Origin of the sequence: Buttiauxella izardii, assembly GCF_003601925.1 — a bacterium.
GTDB classification, from domain to species: Bacteria; Pseudomonadota; Gammaproteobacteria; order Enterobacterales; family Enterobacteriaceae; genus Buttiauxella; species Buttiauxella izardii.
Window position 1 is genome coordinate 1 of the sequence record NZ_QZWH01000050.1, and the last position, 18760, is coordinate 18760.

Genomic DNA, 18760 nt, shown 5'->3' on the forward strand with positions numbered 1-18760 from the left:
GAGGGGCGGGGTGAGGGTGGCATCACCAACCCCGGAGCCTGCCACATCGACGTCGTCAAACCGCTATCCACCAACGTCAGCTGATCGGCATACACTTTTAACCACTTGCGCTTCATCTCGTCGTATAACGCCCGATGTTCCTGATTAGGCGTAAATTCCCGCTGCCATTGCACCAGCCGCTCACCTGCATCTGCCAGATTATTAAAAATCCCGGCACCGACGCCTGCCGCAATCGCACAACCGAGTGCCGTCGCTTCTTTAACCACCGGCACCCGCACCGGCAAACCGGTTACGTCACTCAGTATTTGGCTCCACAACGCGCCTTTTGAACCGCCGCCAGCAAACACCAGTGACTGAAACTCAATGCCCGAGAAACCCGAAATCTGCTCGAGATTACACGCCGAGACAATCGCTGCATTCTCTTCAAGCGCCCTGAAAAGCGTGGCTTTGTTGCATTTTTCCGGGTCAATGGAGAGGTTAATAAACGACGGCGCAGCGTGATACCACTGTTTAAAATGCATCGCATCCGAGAAAATCGGCATCACGCCGTGAGAGCCAGCAGGCACTCGTGCGGCCATATCCTCGAGCAACGCATAGGTATCAATGCCCAACCTTTCAGCCAGCAACTTTTCTTCAGCGCAGAAGGCATCGCGGAACCAGCGCATCGTCAGGCCGGTGAAGAAGCTAATCGACTCCGCCTGCACCATATTGCTGATAACGTGAGGGTTAATGCGAATGTTCATATCCGGGTCGGTTTTAATGGCGGGCAGATTCACCACCTGCTGCCAGAACGTGCCGCCCAGAACCGCTGCTTGCCCGGCGCGCACCACACCAAGCCCGACGCAGCCTAGTTGCACATCGCCACCGCCCATTACGACCGGCGTTCCCGCCAGCAAGCCACTTTGCTGCGCCGCATCGGGCGTTACGCCCCCCAGCACGGTGCCCGTTTCTTTTACCGGAGAGAGGATATCGGCGCGCAAACCCGCCATATCCATTAATGCAGGCTGCCAGTCGCGCGTTGCCAGATCCAACATGCCGGTGGTTCCCGCGTTGGAAGGATCAACCGCCAGCTCACCGCTGAGTTTCGCCGCCAGCCAGTCGCTGATCATCGTTACGGTTGCCGCCTGGCGGTAAATATCTGGCCGATGGTGCGCAAGCCACAGCAGGCGTGGCATGGCGCTTAGCGCCAGCGTCTGCCCGGAAACCTGGTAAACCTCGGATTCAAACTTGTAGTCGTGGATCTCTTTTAACTCGGATACTTCGCGGCTGGCGCGGGCATCGACGTTGGCACATGCCCAGATCGGATCGCCGTTGCGATCGTAAAGCACGATCCCTTCGCGCATTGAACAGCAGGAAACCGCGCTGATCGCTCCCGGCGGCAAATGCGCTTTTTGCAATGCTTCGCGAATACACTGGCAGGCGAGCAGCCAGTTGGTGGTGAGGTCAAACTCCATCGAGCCGGGAACATCCACAACACTTAAGTGCTTCCATTCAGCCAGGCCGACAGCAATCTGGTGGCCTGATGTATCAAAGATAACGGCGCGAATACTTCCGGTTCCAGCGTCTAAAGCCAATAAGTAACTCATTGCTTATCCCCTTCGCCATCCGTTGCTCGTTAATCGCTCATAGGTAACCTTAATAAAACGTAGGCCATCTGTTCGAAGGAGCGGGATAAGAAAATGTGAAGCGCCCGGCAAAAAGATCATTTTGTAATGCAAAGGGTTTAACCGATCGTGATCTTTACCTGGTCGTAGATCCCAGCCTGCGTCTACGCTTTTGAATATTGCTTTCTTTGATCCAATTCTGGAGTGGGAAATGGCAGATCTAGACGATATCCGCGAAGGCAAAGAGTACGGCATTGGCCGCCCGCAGGAGAACAAAGCATTTTACCTGAAGGGCAGCGGGGCGCTGGACTGGGGAATGCAGTCGCGGCTGGCACGCATTTTCAACCCGACCTCCGGGCGCACCGTGATGCTGGCGTTTGACCACGGCTATTTTCAGGGGCCGACGACGGGTCTTGAGCGTATCGATTTGTCGATTGCGCCGCTGTTCCCGGAAACCGATGTGCTGATGTGTACGCGTGGCATTTTGCGCAGCGTGGTGCCGCCCGCCACCAATAAACCGGTGGTGTTACGCGCATCCGGCGGCAATTCAATTCTTAGCGAACTGTCGCGTGAAAGTGTAGCGGTGACGATGGAAGATGCGCTGCGCCTGAACGCTTGCGCAGTGGCGGCGCAGATTTATATCGGCAGCGAATACGAACATCAGTCAATCAACAACATTATCAAGCTGGTGGACGAAGGCACGCGCTATGGTATTCCTACGCTTGCCGTGACGGGCGTCGGCAAGGAAATGGCGCGGGATGCGCGTTATTTCTCCCTCGCCAGCCGCATTGCCGCTGAACTCGGCGCACAGTTTGTGAAAACCTATTTTGTTGAAGAAGGTTTCGAGAAAGTCGCGGCCAGTTGCCCGGTGCCGATTGTTATCGCCGGAGGTAAAAAATTGCCGGAACAAGAGGCGTTGGATATGTGTTTCAGAGCCATCGACCAGGGCGCATCGGGCGTGGATATGGGGCGCAATATCTTCCAGTCTGACGCGCCGCTCGCCATGTTAAAAGCGGTGAAAAAGGTGGTGCATGAAAATGTTCCCGCCCGCGAGGCCTATCAATTCTGGCTGGATGAAAAACATCATGGAGGCACAGCATGAACGTGACGCTGGTGGAAATTAATATCAAACCGGAGCGCGTGGACGAGTTTATGCACGTGTTCCGCGCCAATCACGAAGGATCGATTAAGGAGCCGGGAAATCTGCGTTTTGATGTGTTGCAAGACCCGGATGTGGCCACGCGATTTTTCATCTACGAAGCGTATCAAAACGACGAGGCGGTGCTGGCGCACAAGCAAACGCCGCATTACTTAGCGTGTGTCGATAAGCTCGAAGGGATGATGTCGGAGCCGCGTAAGAAACGCAGTTTTGTGGGGTTGTTGCCTTAGCATTGTTCAGCCCTCACCCCTGCCTTCTTTTAAGGCCAGGGGGAGGGTGAATAATCAGTCACTCTTCAACTTCTATCATTTCACGCTGCTTTACGCTCAGACCCTGAAGCGCCTTCCGCGCACAACTCAACACATGTTCACACTGCTCAATCGTGATCGTCAGCGGTGGCTCAATGCGAATGGTCTTCGCATTATTGAGCGTCCCGGCGACCAGCACCTGCTGGCGGAACATTTCACTGGCAAAGTTATAGCCAATTTCGTTGTCGCTAAACTCGATGGCAATCAACAAACCTTGTCCACGCGCATCCACAACCAGCTCCGGGAACTCGCGTTTCAGTGCCTGGAATCCATCCACCAAAAGTTGCCCTTTTTGTTGCGCCTGAGCAGGAAGATTTTGCTCGAGCAGAACATGGATGGTGGCAAGCGCTGCCGCACAGGCCAGCGGATTACCGCCAAAGGTGGTGGTGTGCAGGAAAGGATTATCAAACAGCACAGAGAACACTTCTTCTGTGGCAACGGTTGCGCCAATCGGCATTACGCCACCGCCGAGGGCTTTGGCGAGGCATAAAATATCAGGCTGTACGTTTTCGTGTTCGCAGGCGAACATTTTGCCCGTACGTCCCATACCGGTTTGCACTTCGTCGAAAATCAGCAGTGCGCCAAATTCGTCGCAAAGCTTACGCACCGCAGGCAAATACCCGGCTGGTGGGATAATCACGCCGCCTTCACCCTGAATAGGTTCAAGGATCACGGCTGCGACATCATCACCGGTTTTACGGCATTCACTTAACATCGTGCGCATCGCATCGATATTGCCAAACGGAACGTGCCTGAAGCCCGGAAGGAGCGGCATAAACGGCTTACGGAAAGCCGCTTTTGCTGTTGCGGACAATGCCCCGAGAGATTTGCCATGGAACGCGCCGCTGGCGGCGATAAAGGTAAATTTCCCACGCGGAGATTGATACGCTTTGGCGAGTTTAATCGCCGCTTCAACCGATTCTGTCCCGCTGTTGCTAAAGAAGCTGTATTTGAGTTTGCCCGGAGTGAGTGTCGCAAGCGTTTTGGCAAGCATCGCCCGTAAAGGGTCGAGCAGCTCCTGACTGTGCAGGGGTTGTTTTTCTAGCTGGTGCTGTACGGCGGATACCACTGTTGGATTACGGTGCCCCACGTTAAAAATGCCGAACCCACCCAGACAATCTAAATATTCCTTACCCTGGGTGTCGACAAGCGTATTCAGACTGCTCGCTTGCCACTCTACGGCTCCGTAATCCCCGCCGGCGGTCACTGATTTGCGATACTCAAGAAAACCCGGATTCACATGCTGTTGGAAGTTTTCGATAACCTCGCGGTTTAGCGCTTTCATCTCCTCATGGGTGAGTGTCTTCTTTTCGATGATGTTCAAAGCGTGCGCTGTGCAGGCAAGAGCCGAAGCGCTAGTCGGTAACCTGTTCAAAATGTGCTCCTGGGAATGGCGTATCACGCGATACACAAAATAAGTATTGCAGGGAATACGCCACTTCGCTTCCCCTAACAAAAATCAGGATAAACGATCTGGGGGAATTGGGATTGCGTAATAATTAATCACAAAGAGTCACGTTTTGCGGTTAAAAATGCTGGTCAGAAGCCAGTTTGCTGTGTGATATGTGGTTTTTTTGCACCATAACCATGCGTCATGCTACTTAGTGGTGCGTTTAGACAAGATGCCGCTTAAGCGGCATCCATGCGGTGCTCTCCGCCGACGAGAGCGGCGCGGTCGAACTCATGTTGAATCACGCCATCTGCCATATAGGCCGCCCGGTCTGACATATGCGCAATCACGTCAGTGTCGTGGCTAACGAGCAGGTACGTCATGCCAAACTGTTGTTTCAGGCGGTTGAGCAAATTCAGAATTTCAGCCTGTACCGACATATCCAGCGCCGAAGTGGGTTCGTCCAGCAGCAGGATTTTAGGACGCAGTAGCAGCGCACGAGCAATGGCGACGCGCTGGCGCTGGCCGCCGGAAAGCTGGTGCGGATAACGCTTCATGGCATCGACGGGCAATCCAACCTGAACCAACGCTTCTTCCACGCGCTCGGTGATATTCGCCTCGCCGTGAATTTTCAGCGGCTCGGCAAGCGTGCGGTAAATCGTGTGGTTCGGATGCAAAGAGGCGTACGGGTCCTGAAACACCATTTGCACATTCCGGCGCAAATCGCCCTGAAAACGTGAGCCGGGTTTAATCGCACCATTGAGCAATTTCACATTGCCTTGCCACTCGCGTTGTAACCCCGCGAGCACACGTAAGATGGTGGATTTCCCACATCCTGACGCGCCAATTAAACTGAACGTTTCACCCTGATTAATCGTGAAAGTTGCGTCACGCACCGCAGTTTTAAGCTGGCCTTTTGCCTGAAATTGCACGCTCAAATGACTGACTTCAACGAGGGCCATGGTTATCTCCTTGCAGATTCTGGCTGCGGTCGAGTGTCGGCAGCATCATGCCGTAGGTCGTGGCATTCGGGCGGCATGTCCAGAGTGTGCGGGTGTACGGATGTGTAGCGTTAGCGAGTCGGTCGGCGGCCATTTCATCGACTTTTTGCCCCTGATACATCACCAGTACGCGCTGGCAATGTTGAGCCACCAGCGGTAAATCGTGGCTTATCAGTAACATCGCCATCTGGCGTTGCTCGCATTGTTCAACCAGCAATTCCAGAATCTGGTTACGCAAACGCGCATCCAGCGCGGAAGTCGGTTCATCGGCAATCAGCACTTTTGGGTTGTTGACCAGCGCGATAGCAATCATCACGCGTTGCCCCATACCTCCGGAAAGTTCCGCCGGATAGCGCGGCAACACGGTTTCCTGCAACCCGACCGCGTTAATCACTTCACGGATGCGTTCCCGGCGCTGTGCACTGGAGAGTTTTTGATGCAGGCGCAGCGCTTCGTCAATTTGTTGAGCGACGTTTTTCACCGGATTGAGCGCATAGCGCGGGTCTTGCAACACCATAGAAATGTCGTTGCCACGCAGGTTTTGCCAGCCACGGTTGTGCATCGTCAGCAGATCGTTGCCCAGCACGTTAAGCTGAGCGGCGCTGACTTTACCCGGTTTACGCACCAGCCCCATCAGCGCTCGCGCGGTCATGGATTTACCCGAACCGGATTCACCCACCAGCGCCAGCCGTTCGTTACCGAGCGTAAACGAGAGATTATTCACCACGCGCGCGCCGGGGTAATCAATGTTCATATCACGAACTTCAATGCGATTCTCAGTCATGTCCCGGCTCCAGCACGTCGCGCAATCCATCGCCCAGCAAGTTAAACGCGAGGCTACTGATTAAAATGGCGGTGCCAGGGATCGCGGCAATCCACCACTGGTCGAAAATAACCTGCATTCCATCGGCAATCATAGAACCCCATTCTGCCATTGGCGGCCTTGCCCCCAAACCTAAGAAACCCAGCCCGGCTGCGGCGAGAATAATGCCTGCTAAATCAAGCGCCAGGCGCACAATCGCCGACGGTAAACAGAGGGGCAGAATATGGCCCACGAGCAAGCGCTGCCCGCGAATCCCCATCATTTCTGCCGCCGCAAGATAATCGCTGTGGCGCAGGCGCTGGATTTCGCTGCGTGCCTGGCGTGCGTATGCAGGCCACGTTGTGAGCGCTAATGCCAGGGCGCCATTCACCAGCCCAGGGCCAAGCATCGCCACAAAAGCGAACGCCAGAATCAGGCGCGGCATCGACATCACCACATCGGTAAAACGCATTAATACACGTTCGAGCCAGCCGCCGTAATAACCAGAAAGAATGCCGATTAGCAGGCCAACGGGGAGGGTGATCACTGTCACCAGCAACACCAGACCGACCGCCGGGCGAGCGCCATAAACCAGGCGCGAAAGCAGGTCGCGCCCATAGCTGTCGGTGCCCAGCCAGTGATGAGCATTTGGTGCTTGCAGGCGGGCGGCGGCGTCTTGCCAGTTCGGATCAAACGGCGCAATCAGCGGGGCGAAAACCGCAATCAGCACCAGCAGTGTGATAATAACTAAGCCGCAAAGCGCCGCAGGGGAGCGCAATGTACGGCGTAAAAACAGGTAAGACGGCATCAGTGCACCCTCGGATCGGTGACACGCACCAGCACGTCAGTCAGATTATTGATAATGACAAACGACACGCCAATCAGCAGCGTGCCGCCCATAATGGCGGTGGTGTCTCCGGCGAACAGCGCGGTTGTCAGGTAACGCCCGATGCCCGGCCAGGAAAACACGGTTTCGGTCAGTACCGCGCCTTCGAGCATGCCGGTGTAAGCCAGCGCGATAACCGTAAACAGCGTGCCGCGAATGTTGGGCAGGACGTGGCGCATCAGAATCGTCATATCGCCAGCCCCTTTGGCGCGGGCAAGCGTAATGTACTCTTTGTTCATTTCGCTCAGGCAGGCGGTGCGCGTGAGGCGTGTAATGCTCGCCAGCGAGTAATAGGCCAGCAGTAACACCGGTAAAGTCAGGTGGTTGATGGCGTTCATAAACGCGTCTCGGTCGCCGGATAACCAGGTATCTATCAGCACAAAACCGGTTTTGGCTTCGACGCTGTACTGGTAAATATCATCAAGGCGACCCGGCCCGGCGCTCCATTGCAGGCGCGCGTAAAACAGCGCCAGCATCAGCAGACCCAGCCAGAAGATGGGAACGGAGTTACCCAACAGTGTGAAGGTGCGCACCGCTAAATCCCACGGTGAGCCAACGAAACGGGCGCAAAGCACGCCAAACATCACGCCTAAAATGCTGCCAATGATCAGCGCGAGGGTAGCGAGTTCCAGTGTTGCCGGGAAGGCGGCGAGTAAATCGTGCAACACGGGTTGGCCTGTGGCACTGGCGGTACCTAAATCTCCGTGCGCGAGTTGGGTCAGGTAATGCCAGAACTGAACCGGAAGCGGTTTATCCAGACCGAGTTGGTGGTGGACTTGATCGTAAGTGGCCTGGCTTGCGTGATCGCCGACGATTTGTAGCACGCGGTCGACGGGCGAAAGTGCCGAAAGGGCAAAGGTGATGAGCAGCAGGCCGACAAGTGTGAGCGCCAGGGTAAATAGCCCTTGGGCGAGGGTGAGCAAGGGGCGGCGAAATGAGACGTCAGTCATGGGTAACTCTTATGCTGGTGTTCGAGAAAGCCGCCCTCATCCCGACCTAAAACCGTAAGTCCCCTTTCCGTTGGCGAAGGAGAAAACCGTAAGTCCCCTCTCCTGGGGGAGAGGGTTAGGGTGAGGGCGTCCAGTACTTATTTACTCACGCGATCGTAATACACCATATCCGCATTCAAACCCTGCTGATAACCCTTCACATTTTCACGCACCACAATCTGAGTTTTACCCTGATCGACAAATACATACGGTGAATTGTGCTGAACTTCTTCCTGGATTTTCTTATACAGATCCAGGCGTTTCGCCGGGTCAGCTTCGGCAACCGCCGCCAGCGTTTGCTTATTCAACTCAGGAATCTGCCAGCCGTTTAAGCCTGCAACGGTACTCGCTTTACCGTCGTTATAGGCAAAGGCGCTGGCATTGGAGTGCGCATCAAAGTAATCCGGGATCCACAGACGAATCGCTGCCTGGTGCTGTTTCGCACGGACGCGTGCGTACACCTGGCTACCCGCGGCTGGCAGAAGATCAATCTTCACGCCGCCCTGAGCGAAGCTCGCCTGCATTGATTGTGCGATGGTGATAAATGGCGGTTTGTTTTCGACATCCAGCGTAAAGTGCGCGTCTTTGATTCCCGCTTTGGCGAGAATTTCTTTCGCTTTGGCTGGGTCAAATTTGAATGGATTGTTGTCCAGCGCACCCGCAAAACCGACCGGCAGGAAGCTCTGGTGGATAAAATACTGGCCTTTCAGCAGGTCTTTGGTGATGCCTTCGTAATCTACCAGGTAGCGAGCGGCTTCCCAAAGTGCCGGATTTTTCAGCAGTGGATTCGCGCTATTACCTGCGTTGAACACCATGTAATTCTGCTCGGCAGAAGGGATGCTCAACACTTTCACGCCCGGTTTGCCTTCCAGCGCGCTGGTCTGATCCGCACCCAAATCACGCGCAATATCGGCGTCGCCTTGCTGTATCAGCAGGCGGCGAGCGGCAGGATCGGGCACGTTTTTGATAATGATGTTTTTAACTTTCGGAGCGTCGCCAGGGGATGTTGGGTTCGCGTCCAACACAATCGCCTGGTGCGGCTGGTACACACGCATTTTGAACGGGCCGCTGCCTGCCGAATGCATCTTCAGCCATTCGTTACCGAAATCACCGGCTTTGGCATTGGGTGAAACCGCTTTTTCATCGACGATAGAAGCAATCGGCGTGGAGAGAATATTCAGTGCTACTGCCGGGCTGACATCTGCCGTCCAGTGCAATTCCAGCGTGTGGTCGTCGACCTTTTTCAACTGGCTGGTGATGTTTTCGGGCTGCCAGCCAAGCACGTTGAGAATAAACGCCGGGGATTTATTGAGCGTCACCGCACGGGTGTAAGAGAAGATGACGTCTTCCGGGCGCAGTGGGTTGCCCGATGAGAATTTGGCATCCGGACGCAGTTTAATCGTCAGTTTCTTATTGGCCGCATCGCCCTGCCAGCTTTCAGCCAGTACCGCGACCACTTTCGCCGGGTCATCACGGTCGGCCTGAACTAGCCGCTGATACAGGCTTGGCACGGTTTGAATACTGGAAAGCTCGTTCGCTTCAGCAGGATCAAGGCTGACGATATCATCCAGCCCCTGGGCAACAATTAAAGTATTTGGCGGTGTAGCGGCAAAGCTGCTGGCGGAAATAGCAGACAGCAGCAGTAACGGCAGTAATTTTCTTTGCATGTGGCACCCTGCGTAAATGAAGGAAATTTATATGAGTTGTTATTCTCTGAGCGACTTACGTTAGGTGAGTTATGACTATTCACAAAGTCCAAAAAATACTTTGCTTATAAACATAAGGTATATCCCATTCCCTCCAGGAATGAGGGGGAATACAGAAATGAAAACGCCGGGCACTCACCCGGCGTTTTTGCAGCTAACAGACATTACTCGTTGATGCGTGGGTGCTGGTGCACCAGGTTGGTACGCTTCGCCTGTAATTCTTCAATTTCACGGTCGATATCTTCGATTTTCTGCTCGATGTTATCGTGGTGTTCCTGAACGATTTCTCGCGCTTCGGCAATGTCAGACGCCGCAGGCGTAGCGCCTTTCAGCGGTTTATTCGCCGTCTCTTTCATGGTCAGGCCGGTAATCAGACCGATTGCCGCCACCACCATCAGATAATACGCTGGCATCATCAGGTTTTCGGTGGATTCCACCAACCATGCTGCTACGGTTGGCGTCACACCGGCGACCAGCACCGAAATATTAAAAGCACTCGCCAGCGCGCTATAACGAATATGCGTCGGGAACATCGCAGGCAGCGTGGACGCCATCACCCCGGTGAAGGAGTTCAGGATCACAGCCAGAATCAGCAGCCCGGCAAAAATCAGCCCCAGCACATTACTGTTGATCAGGATGAACGCCGGAATCGCCAGCAGCAGTAACGCGATGCTACCGCCGAGAATAAACGGACGGCGGCCATAACGGTCACTCAACAAGCCAATCACCGGCTGCACAAACAGCATCCCAATCATGATGGCGATAATGATCAGCACGCCATGTTCTTCGGAATAATGCAGGTTGTGCGACAGGTAGCTCGGCATATATGTGAGCAACATGTAGTAGGTGACGTTGGTCGAAATCACGATACCGACACAGGTCAACAGGCTGCGCCAGTGTTTGGTCGCGATCTCTTTAAAGGAGACTTTTGGCCCATCGGCCAGGCCTTCTTTATCGCCCTGCTCGAGCTTATCAATGTGCTGCTGGAACGCCGGAGTTTCTTCCAGCGCATGACGCAGATACAAGCCTATAATCCCTAATGGTAACGCCAGGAAGAACGGCAAACGCCAGCCCCATTCGAGGAAGTTAGCCTCACCAACAATCGCGGTAATCAACACAACCACGCCCGCGCCGCAGACAAAACCGGCAATCGAACCGAAGTCCAACCAACTGCCCATAAAGCCGCGTTTACGGTCTGGCGAGTATTCCGCAACGAAGATGGAAGCCCCGGTATATTCACCACCCACTGAGAACCCTTGCGCCATTTTCGCAAGTAACAACAGGATTGGCGCCCAGATACCGATAGTCGCGTACGACGGAATCAGGCCAATACAGAAGGTACTCAATGACATAATGATGATGGTGATAGACAGGATCTTCTGACGCCCATACTTATCGCCGAGCATGCCGAAGAACAGGCCACCTAACGGGCGAATCAGGAAGGGAACTGAGAAGGTACCGAGCGCGGCAATCATCTGCACGCTTGGGCTGGCATCCGGGAAGAAAACCTTACCGAGGGCGTAGGCAACAAAGCCGTATACGCCGAAATCAAACCATTCCATCGCATTGCCAAGCGATGCGGCGGTAATCGCCTTTTTCAGACGACTATCGTCAATGATGGTGACGTCACTGACCTTAATAGGTCTGACTTTCTTTTTCCTTTTTAACATTATTATCCTCTTTTTCCTTACGGGGCTAAAACGTCCCCATACTAAGTGTAGTGTGCCGATTGCAAATTGAAGGTCAAAACTCCAGCACTTAGCGTCACTATGACATTTTCATTAATAACTTCATGAAATTAATAGGAAATGTGCTCCCCATCCAAAATCATTATAAAAAATATGGCTTAGTTAAAAAAGTGTGATCGCCGTCAAGTTTACCCGCTAAAGGAAATTTTTGCAGCGCCGAAATAACAATGCCACCAAAAATATTAACAATTGGATAACCTGCCAAGGGAGTTGCTATGACTGCGCGCACGGCTGCAACACAGCATGAATACCTGCTTGATGACGACACGACATTGATGTCGACTACCGATTTGAACAGCATCATCACCCACGCCAACGATGCGTTCGTGGAAGTGAGCGGTTACCCGCTTCACGAACTCACGGGTCAGCCGCACAATTTGGTGCGCCACCCTGATATGCCCAAAGCTGCTTTTGCGGATATGTGGTTCACGCTGAAAAAGGGCGAGCCGTGGACCGGTATTGTCAAAAACCGACGCAAGAATGGTGATTATTATTGGGTGCGTGCCAACGTTGTTCCGGTGGTGCGCAACGGGAAAACAACCGGATACATGTCGATTCGCACCAAAGCGAAGCCCGAAGAAATTGCCGCCGCCGAGCCGCTCTACAAGGCGCTGAGAGAAGGGCGTTGCAAGCGACGTCTGTTTAAGGGGCTGGTGGTCGGTAAAAGCGGGCTGGGGAAAATCCCTGCGATGCCGTTACGCTGGCGCATTCGCTTAATAATAAGCAGCGTTTTTTTGCTGATGATGGCCGCTTCTTTATCGTTAGGCTTGGGGGCGCTGCCGGTGCTGATTAGCGCGCTGGCGAGTGTGGTGGCTTGCTTGCTCCTTGAATGGCAAATTGCGCACCCGCTGGAAAATGTCGCTCGCCAGGCGCTGGAAGTGGCGACTGGAAACCAGCAAAGCGTGCAGCACCTGGCGCGAACCGATGAAATCGGTATCACGTTACGCGCCATCGGCCAGCTTGGATTGATGTGCCGCTGGCTGATTCATGATGTCAGCCATCAGGTTGAAAACGTGCGCAGCGGCAGTGAAACGCTGGCGCAGGGCAATGTGGAATTAAACGAACGCACGCGCCAATCCGTGGTGAATGTGCAGCAAACTGTCACCACCATGAGCCAGATGGCGGTATCTGTGCAGACCAACTCAGAAACAGCCGCCGCCGCAGATAAACTGTCGAGTTCTGCGAGCCAGGCCGCAGCCCACGGCGGAAAGGCGATGGAAACCGTGGTCACGACGATGGACGATATCGCCGACAGCACGCAGCGTATCGGCTCCATTACCAGCCTAATCAACGACATTGCCTTCCAGACCAATATCCTGGCACTTAACGCGGCGGTAGAGGCGGCACGCGCCGGAGAACAAGGCAAAGGTTTCGCCGTGGTTGCCGGTGAAGTGCGTAACCTGGCGCAACGCAGTGCCACGGCGGCAAACGATATCCGCAAACTGATTGATGCCAGCGCCAGTAAAGTGCAGTCCGGCACCGTTCAGGTTCATGCTGCCGGGCGCACCATGAATGACATCGTTGAGCAGGTGCGAAACGTTACGCAGCTGCTGGGGCAAATTAGCCAGGCCACTTCCGAGCAGGCGGAAGGGCTTTCTGATTTAACGCGCGCGGTCGCAGAACTGGACGCTATCACGCAGAAAAATGCGGCGCTGGTGGAAGAAAGTGCAGAAGTCTCTGCGATGGTGAAGCACCGGGCGACGCGTCTCGAAGATGCAGTGACGGTTTTGCATTAGAGGTAAAAAACCGATAACCGCACGTTTTTACCCCTGCGGCGGTTTTTTTTAGCTAGTCTGGGACAGATTGACCGTTCATTCATGACCCAAATCTATGGAGAGAATTATGACGCAGTCGTCCCAAACTAACCGCCGCTTTGTACTGGCGCAACGCCCGCAGGGCATGCCGACGAATCAAGATATCCGTCTCGAAGAAGCGCCAGTCCCGCAACCCGCAGCAGGCGAATTGCTGCTGCGCACGCTCTATTTATCCCTCGACCCGTATATGCGCGGGCGCATGGACGATGTGGAATCGTATACGCCGCCGCTCGCCATCGGCGATGTGCTCGGTGCCGGTACTGTTTGCCGGGTCGAAAAGTCCGAACATGCGGATTATAAAGCGGGCGACCTGGTGCTGGCGTATACCGGCTGGCAGGATTTTGCGTTGTCCAATGGCGAGGGTTTACAGAAACTTGACCCGAATATGCAACATCCTTCGTATGCGCTCGGGTTGCTCGGCATGCCTGGTTTTACCGGCTATATGGGCCTGACCGATATCGGTAATCCGCAAGCGGGTGAAACCGTGGTCGTAGCCGCAGCCAGCGGTGCGGTTGGTTCGGTTGTCGGGCAAGTGGCGAAACTGCGCGGAGCCAAAGTGGTGGGGATCGCAGGCGGTGCGGATAAATGCCGTTACGTCACTGAAACGCTGAAATTCGACGCCTGTATTGATCACAAGGCACCGGATTTCGCAGAACAACTGAAAAAGGCCTGCGACAAAGGCATTGATGTTTATTTTGAAAACGTCGGCGGTGCGGTGTTTGATGCGGTTCTGCCGTTGCTCAACACCAAAGCGCGAGTTCCGGTGTGCGGCGTCATCAGCCAGTACAACGGCGCGAATAGCGCGTTTGAGCAGGATCGTTTGCCGCTGTTAATGGGCACCATCCTGAAAAAACGCCTGCGCGTTCAGGGCTTTATTATCTCCCAGGATTATAACGACCATTATCCTGAATTCTTTAAGCAGATGAGCCAATGGCTGGCGGAAGGCAAAATCCAGTTCCGTGAGGATATTGTTGATGGCCTTGAGAATAGCGTTGAAGCATTCCAGGGTTTATTGAGCGGCAAGAATTTTGGCAAAGTGATTGTGAAAGTGGCTGAATAAAACTCGTCGGATGACGCTGCGCTTATCCAAACTTCGGAAAGCCATGGTAGTCATCCGACAATTTTTTACTTTATATATGGCCCATCTATTACCGAATTTCTGACTAATAAATCCGAGGTAAATATATTCTCTTTGGATAAATACCCGCCGTCTAACATCGAAATTAAACGGGTGATCACTTCGCTGATCATTTCGCTAACCGGATCTTTAACGCTCGATAATGCCGGAGAAAGATAAGGGGCGGTTGGAATATTATCGAAGCCGATAATGGATATTTCACCCGGAACCGAAATACCCATTTCGTTTAATTTTTTCATTGCACCGACTGCCATTTCATCATTACTGGCGACAATCGCACTGACCTTTTGTTGGCGCGAAAGCAACGTTTCTACTGCTGCCACGCCGCTGGCTGGTGTCCATTTCCCTTGCACAATCAGGCTTTCATTCACGCTGATATTGTATTGATTTAACGCTTCTTTATAGCCGGATAAACGATCAATGGCGGTGGGGGAATCCATCGAACCGGTAATAAACGCAATCTCACGATGACCGCGCTCGATGAGATGTTTTGTCGCAAGGAAGCTGGAACCTTTGTGATCACAACAAATACAGTGGCTTTGGTGTTTTCTTAATTTTCGGTTCACCACCATAATAGGCTGTTTGTGTTGATCGATAATGTCGTCCATTTCATCAATGGATAAAAAACGCGGATAAATAATGACCGCATCACAGCGTAAATCGAGCAGAAATTGAATCGCTTCCCGTTCTTCTTGTGCGCTGTGTTTACCGTCCACCAGAATTAGCTGGCGACCGTTGTCTTCTAATTTCTTCGCCGCCTGAGACAATATTTCGCTGAAATAGCTGCCGTGATAAAGCGTGTTAGTCACCACCAGACCAATACATTCTGATTTATTGGTTGCCAGATTTCGCGCCAGCAAATTGGGCCGGTATCCCGCCTCTTCAATGGCTTTATAGACCTGCTCTTTGGTGGCTTCGCTCACGTATCCCTTGCCGGATAATACGCGTGAAACGGTGGCTTTTGAGACACCGGCTTTTTTTGCCACTTCTAGCATTGTCGACATGAAAACTTCCTGGCTTTTTTGAATGCGCCCATTTTACACATTCCGCCGCGACAAAATACTGCTCTGAAAGCGGTGCTGATGACGTGCATAGGCTGTTTATGGCGATCGTCATCACAAAATTAATATTCCATAAAATTAGTGTTTGATCTGTTCGTTTTGCCTGGTCAATCTAATGTGGAACCGGTTACCTATTTCTCAGAACCCTACAAGTTAGTGTGATGCTACCGGTAAAAACATTCACAACCGCATGAATTTAAATAAGAAAGAGTGGTAGCTCATGGCTAAGAATTACGCAGCAGTCTCTCAGTCGATAATCGACGCAATAGGTGGCGCAGGAAACGTGGGCGCAGTGACACACTGCATGACGCGTTTGCGGTTTGTATTAAACGACGACAGCATCGTGGACACCGCGAAACTGAAAGCGATCAATGGCGTATTGGGTGTGGTGCGCAGCGAAAACCAGTGCCAGGTGATCATCGGGAATACCGTTTCTCAGGCTTATGCCGAAGTGCTGAAACTGCTGCCAGAAGGCATGCAACCAGCGGTTCCGGCGAACGGCAAAAATAAAATCACCCTGAAACGCATCGGTGCCGGGATTCTGGACGCACTGATTGGCACCATGTCGCCGTTGATTCCGGCGATTATCGGCGGTTCGATGGTAAAACTGCTGGCCATGATTCTGGATATGACCGGCGTATTCGGCAAAGGCTCGTCCACGCTCATCATTCTAAACGTGATTGGCGACGGCGCATTCTTCTTCCTGCCAATCATGGTTGCGGCCTCTGCCGCGATAAAATTCAAAACTAATATGTCGCTGGCGATTGCCATTGCTGGCGTGCTGGTTCACCCGAACTTTGTTGACCTGATGGCGAAAGCCGCTCAGGGCCAACACGTTGAATTTATGGGCATGACAGTCACGGCGGTGAAATACACCTACACCGTGATTCCTGCGTTGTGCATGACCTGGATTCTGTCGTACATCGAGCGTTGGGTTGACCGTATCACGCCTGCGGTGACCAAAAACTTCCTCAAGCCGATGCTGATTGTGCTGATCTCCGCACCGATTGCCATCATGCTGATTGGCCCGCTGGGCATCTGGATTGGTACCGGGATTTCTTCCCTGGTTTATACCATTCACCACTATTTAGGCTGGTTATCAGTGGCGATTATGGGCGCGCTGTGGCCGCTGTTGGTGATGACCGGCATGCACCGTGTATTCACCCCGTCTATTATTCAAACCATTGCCGAAACGGGCAAAGAAGGCATGGTGATGCCGTCTGAAATTGGCGCTAACTTGTCGCTGGGTGGTTCATCTTTGGCGGTTGCCTGGAAAACCAAAAACCCTGAACTGCGCCAGACGGCGTTGGCTGCGGCGGCATCTGCGATTGTGGCAGGCATTTCCGAACCGGCGCTTTATGGTGTTGCGGTGCGCCTGAAGCGCCCATTAATTGCGGCATTAATCAGTGGCTTTGTTTGCGGCGCGGTTGCCGGAATCGGCGGGCTTGCCAGCCATTCCATGGCGTCACCGGGTTTATTTACCAGCGTGCAGTTCTTTGACCCGGCCAATCCGATGAGCATCGTTTGGGTGTTTGGCGTGATGATTCTGGCCGTGGTGCTCTCTTTCATCCTGACATTGGTGCTGGGCTTCGAAGATATCCCGGTTGAGCAAAGCGATGAGAAAGAACAAGTCCAGCCAACTGTCGCAGTGGCATCACAACCTGCTGCCGCAAACGCGAATTAATTTAGAAGAGGAATCTCATGAGCGACTCTATTTTCCCGAAAGATTTTTTATGGGGCGGTGCGATTGCGGCGAACCAGGCTGAAGGCGCTTATCTTGAAGGCGGTAAAGGGCTGACCACGGTCGATACTATTCCCCATGGTAAAGACCGTCTGGCGGTAAAAACTGGCCTCGAAAAGCGTTTTACCCTGCGTGACGACGAGTATTACCCGAGCCACGTCGGCATCGATTTCTATCACCGCTACAAAGAAGACATCGCGCTGATGGCGGAAATGGGCTTTACCGTCTTCCGCACCTCGATTGCCTGGAGTCGTATTTACCCGAATGGCGATGAGTTAACGCCAAACGCGGAAGGCATCGCGTTTTATCGCGATATGTTCGCCGAGTGCAAAAAGTACGGAATCGAACCTTTGGTGACGCTGTGCCACTTCGATGTGCCGCTGTATCTGGTGAAAGAGTACGGTTCGTGGCGTAACCGCAAAATGGTGGAGTTTTTCACCCGCTATGCGCGCACCTGTTTTGAAGCGTTTGATGGGCTGGTGAAATACTGGCTAACCTTTAACGAAATCAACATCCTGCTGCACAGCCCGTATTCAGGCGCAGGTCTGGCATTCGAAGAAGGCGATAATAAAGAACAAGTTAAGTACCAGGCGACGCATCACGAACTGCTGGCAAGTGCGCTGGCGACCAAAATTGCTCACGAAGTGAACCCGAATAACCAGGTCGGCTGCATGTTGGCGGGCGGGAATTTTTATCCGTATTCCTGCAAACCTGAAGACGTGTGGGCGGCGCTGGAAAAAGACCGTGAGAATCTGTTCTTTATTGATGTGCAGGCGCGTGGCGCGTATCCGTCATACACCAAACGCGTGTTCCGCGAGAAAGGCATTACGTTAGAAATCGAGCCGGGCGATGACGAAATCCTCAAAAACACCGTCGATTTTGTCTCGTTCAGCTATTACGCCTCGCGCTGTGCGTCGGCGGATATGAACGATAAAAACAGCAGTGCAGCAAACATCGTGAAATCCCTGAAAAACCCACACATTCAGGCGAGCGAATGGGGCTGGGGCATCGACCCGCTGGGCTTACGCATCACCATGAACATGATGTACGACCGCTACCAGAAGCCGCTGTTCCTGGTGGAAAACGGCCTCGGTGCGAAAGACGAAGTGAACGAGCAGGGCGAGATCAATGACGACTACCGCATCAGCTATTTGCGCGAGCACATCAAAGCGATGGCGGACGCCATCGACGACGGCATTCCGGTGATGGGTTACACCTCGTGGGGCTGCATCGATTTGGTAGCGGCATCCACCGGTGAAATGAGCAAGCGCTACGGCTTTGTTTACGTTGACCGCGACGACCAGGGCAATGGCACTTTGGCTCGTACACGCAAAAAATCGTTCTACTGGTATAAGAAAGTAATTGCCAGCAACGGCGCTGATTTAAGCTGATTGGCGAATGATTGCGGCCAGG

15 protein-coding genes are annotated in these 18760 nt (G+C 53.3%); 6 read left to right on the forward strand and 9 right to left on the reverse strand.

The window, feature by feature from the left end:
* Positions 1-1586: autoinducer-2 kinase (gene lsrK, locus D6029_RS18810; protein WP_120066244.1), on the reverse strand; the 1586-nt coding region annotated here is incomplete at its 3' end.
* Positions 1587-1815: 229 nt separating this feature from the next.
* Here lsrK and lsrF point away from each other — a divergent pair.
* Together lsrF and lsrG are read left to right on the forward strand one after the other, a co-directional pair.
* Complete coding sequence (gene lsrF, locus D6029_RS18815) at positions 1816-2706, forward strand: 3-hydroxy-5-phosphonooxypentane-2,4-dione thiolase (RefSeq protein WP_120066245.1); 891 nt, start codon at positions 1816-1818, stop codon at positions 2704-2706.
* Positions 2703-2993, forward strand: a complete 291-nt coding sequence (gene lsrG / locus D6029_RS18820; RefSeq protein ID WP_120066246.1) for a (4S)-4-hydroxy-5-phosphonooxypentane-2,3-dione isomerase — start codon at positions 2703-2705, stop codon at positions 2991-2993. The genes lsrF and lsrG overlap by 4 nt, the downstream gene beginning before the upstream one ends.
* A gap of 58 nt (positions 2994-3051) precedes the next feature.
* Here the strand turns inward: lsrG and ygjG are convergent, their stop codons facing one another.
* The 7 genes from ygjG to proP all read right to left on the reverse strand — a co-directional run bounded on the left by ygjG (position 3052) and on the right by proP (position 11515).
* Entirely contained in the window at positions 3052-4446 is a 1395-nt protein-coding gene (ygjG, locus tag D6029_RS18825) for a putrescine aminotransferase (RefSeq protein WP_208642698.1), read from the reverse strand.
* A gap of 254 nt (positions 4447-4700) precedes the next feature.
* A complete protein-coding gene (locus tag D6029_RS18830) occupies positions 4701-5423 on the reverse strand; it encodes an ABC transporter ATP-binding protein (RefSeq protein WP_120066247.1) in 723 nt (240 codons plus the stop codon).
* Positions 5410-6246, reverse strand: a complete 837-nt coding sequence (locus tag D6029_RS18835; protein ID WP_120066248.1) for an ABC transporter ATP-binding protein — start codon at positions 6244-6246, stop codon at positions 5410-5412. The genes D6029_RS18830 and D6029_RS18835 overlap by 14 nt, the downstream gene beginning before the upstream one ends.
* Positions 6239-7072, reverse strand: coding sequence for an ABC transporter permease (locus D6029_RS18840; protein WP_120066249.1), 834 nt, complete (start codon positions 7070-7072; stop codon positions 6239-6241). The genes D6029_RS18835 and D6029_RS18840 overlap by 8 nt, the downstream gene beginning before the upstream one ends.
* Complete coding sequence (locus tag D6029_RS18845) at positions 7072-8100, reverse strand: ABC transporter permease (protein WP_120066250.1); 1029 nt, start codon at positions 8098-8100, stop codon at positions 7072-7074. The genes D6029_RS18840 and D6029_RS18845 overlap by 1 nt, the downstream gene beginning before the upstream one ends.
* Before the next feature lie 137 nt (positions 8101-8237).
* Positions 8238-9806, reverse strand: a complete 1569-nt coding sequence (locus D6029_RS18850) for an ABC transporter substrate-binding protein (RefSeq protein WP_120066251.1) — start codon at positions 9804-9806, stop codon at positions 8238-8240.
* Positions 9807-10009: 203 nt separating this feature from the next.
* On the reverse strand, positions 10010-11515 hold the full coding sequence (proP, locus tag D6029_RS18855; protein WP_120066252.1) for a glycine betaine/L-proline transporter ProP: 1506 nt from the start codon (positions 11513-11515) through the stop codon (positions 10010-10012).
* A 293-nt stretch (positions 11516-11808) separates the two neighbouring features.
* Between proP and D6029_RS18860 the strand changes: the two genes are divergently transcribed.
* Both D6029_RS18860 and D6029_RS18865 read left to right on the forward strand, forming a co-directional pair.
* Positions 11809-13329 carry a methyl-accepting chemotaxis protein gene (locus tag D6029_RS18860; protein WP_120066253.1) on the forward strand — a complete coding sequence of 507 codons (1521 nt, stop codon included), beginning with the start codon at positions 11809-11811 and terminating at the stop codon, positions 13327-13329.
* Between the two features lie 106 nt (positions 13330-13435).
* Positions 13436-14467, forward strand: coding sequence for an NADP-dependent oxidoreductase (locus D6029_RS18865; RefSeq protein ID WP_120066254.1), 1032 nt, complete (start codon positions 13436-13438; stop codon positions 14465-14467).
* Positions 14468-14532: 65 nt separating this feature from the next.
* On the opposite strand, the gene D6029_RS18870 is transcribed toward D6029_RS18865, so the two are convergent.
* The gene (locus D6029_RS18870; protein WP_120066255.1) at positions 14533-15549 is read right to left on the reverse strand and encodes a LacI family DNA-binding transcriptional regulator; all 1017 of its coding nucleotides are present in this window, start codon (positions 15547-15549) and stop codon (positions 14533-14535) included.
* Positions 15550-15826: 277 nt separating this feature from the next.
* Here D6029_RS18870 and ascF point away from each other — a divergent pair, with 277 nt between their 5' ends.
* The gene (gene ascF / locus D6029_RS18875) at positions 15827-17290 is read left to right on the forward strand and encodes a PTS cellobiose/arbutin/salicin transporter subunit IIBC (RefSeq protein WP_120066256.1); all 1464 of its coding nucleotides are present in this window, start codon (positions 15827-15829) and stop codon (positions 17288-17290) included.
* Between the two features lie 17 nt (positions 17291-17307).
* Complete coding sequence (locus tag D6029_RS18880; protein WP_120066257.1) at positions 17308-18738, forward strand: 6-phospho-beta-glucosidase; 1431 nt, start codon at positions 17308-17310, stop codon at positions 18736-18738.
* Positions 18739-18760: the final 22 nt, after the last annotated feature.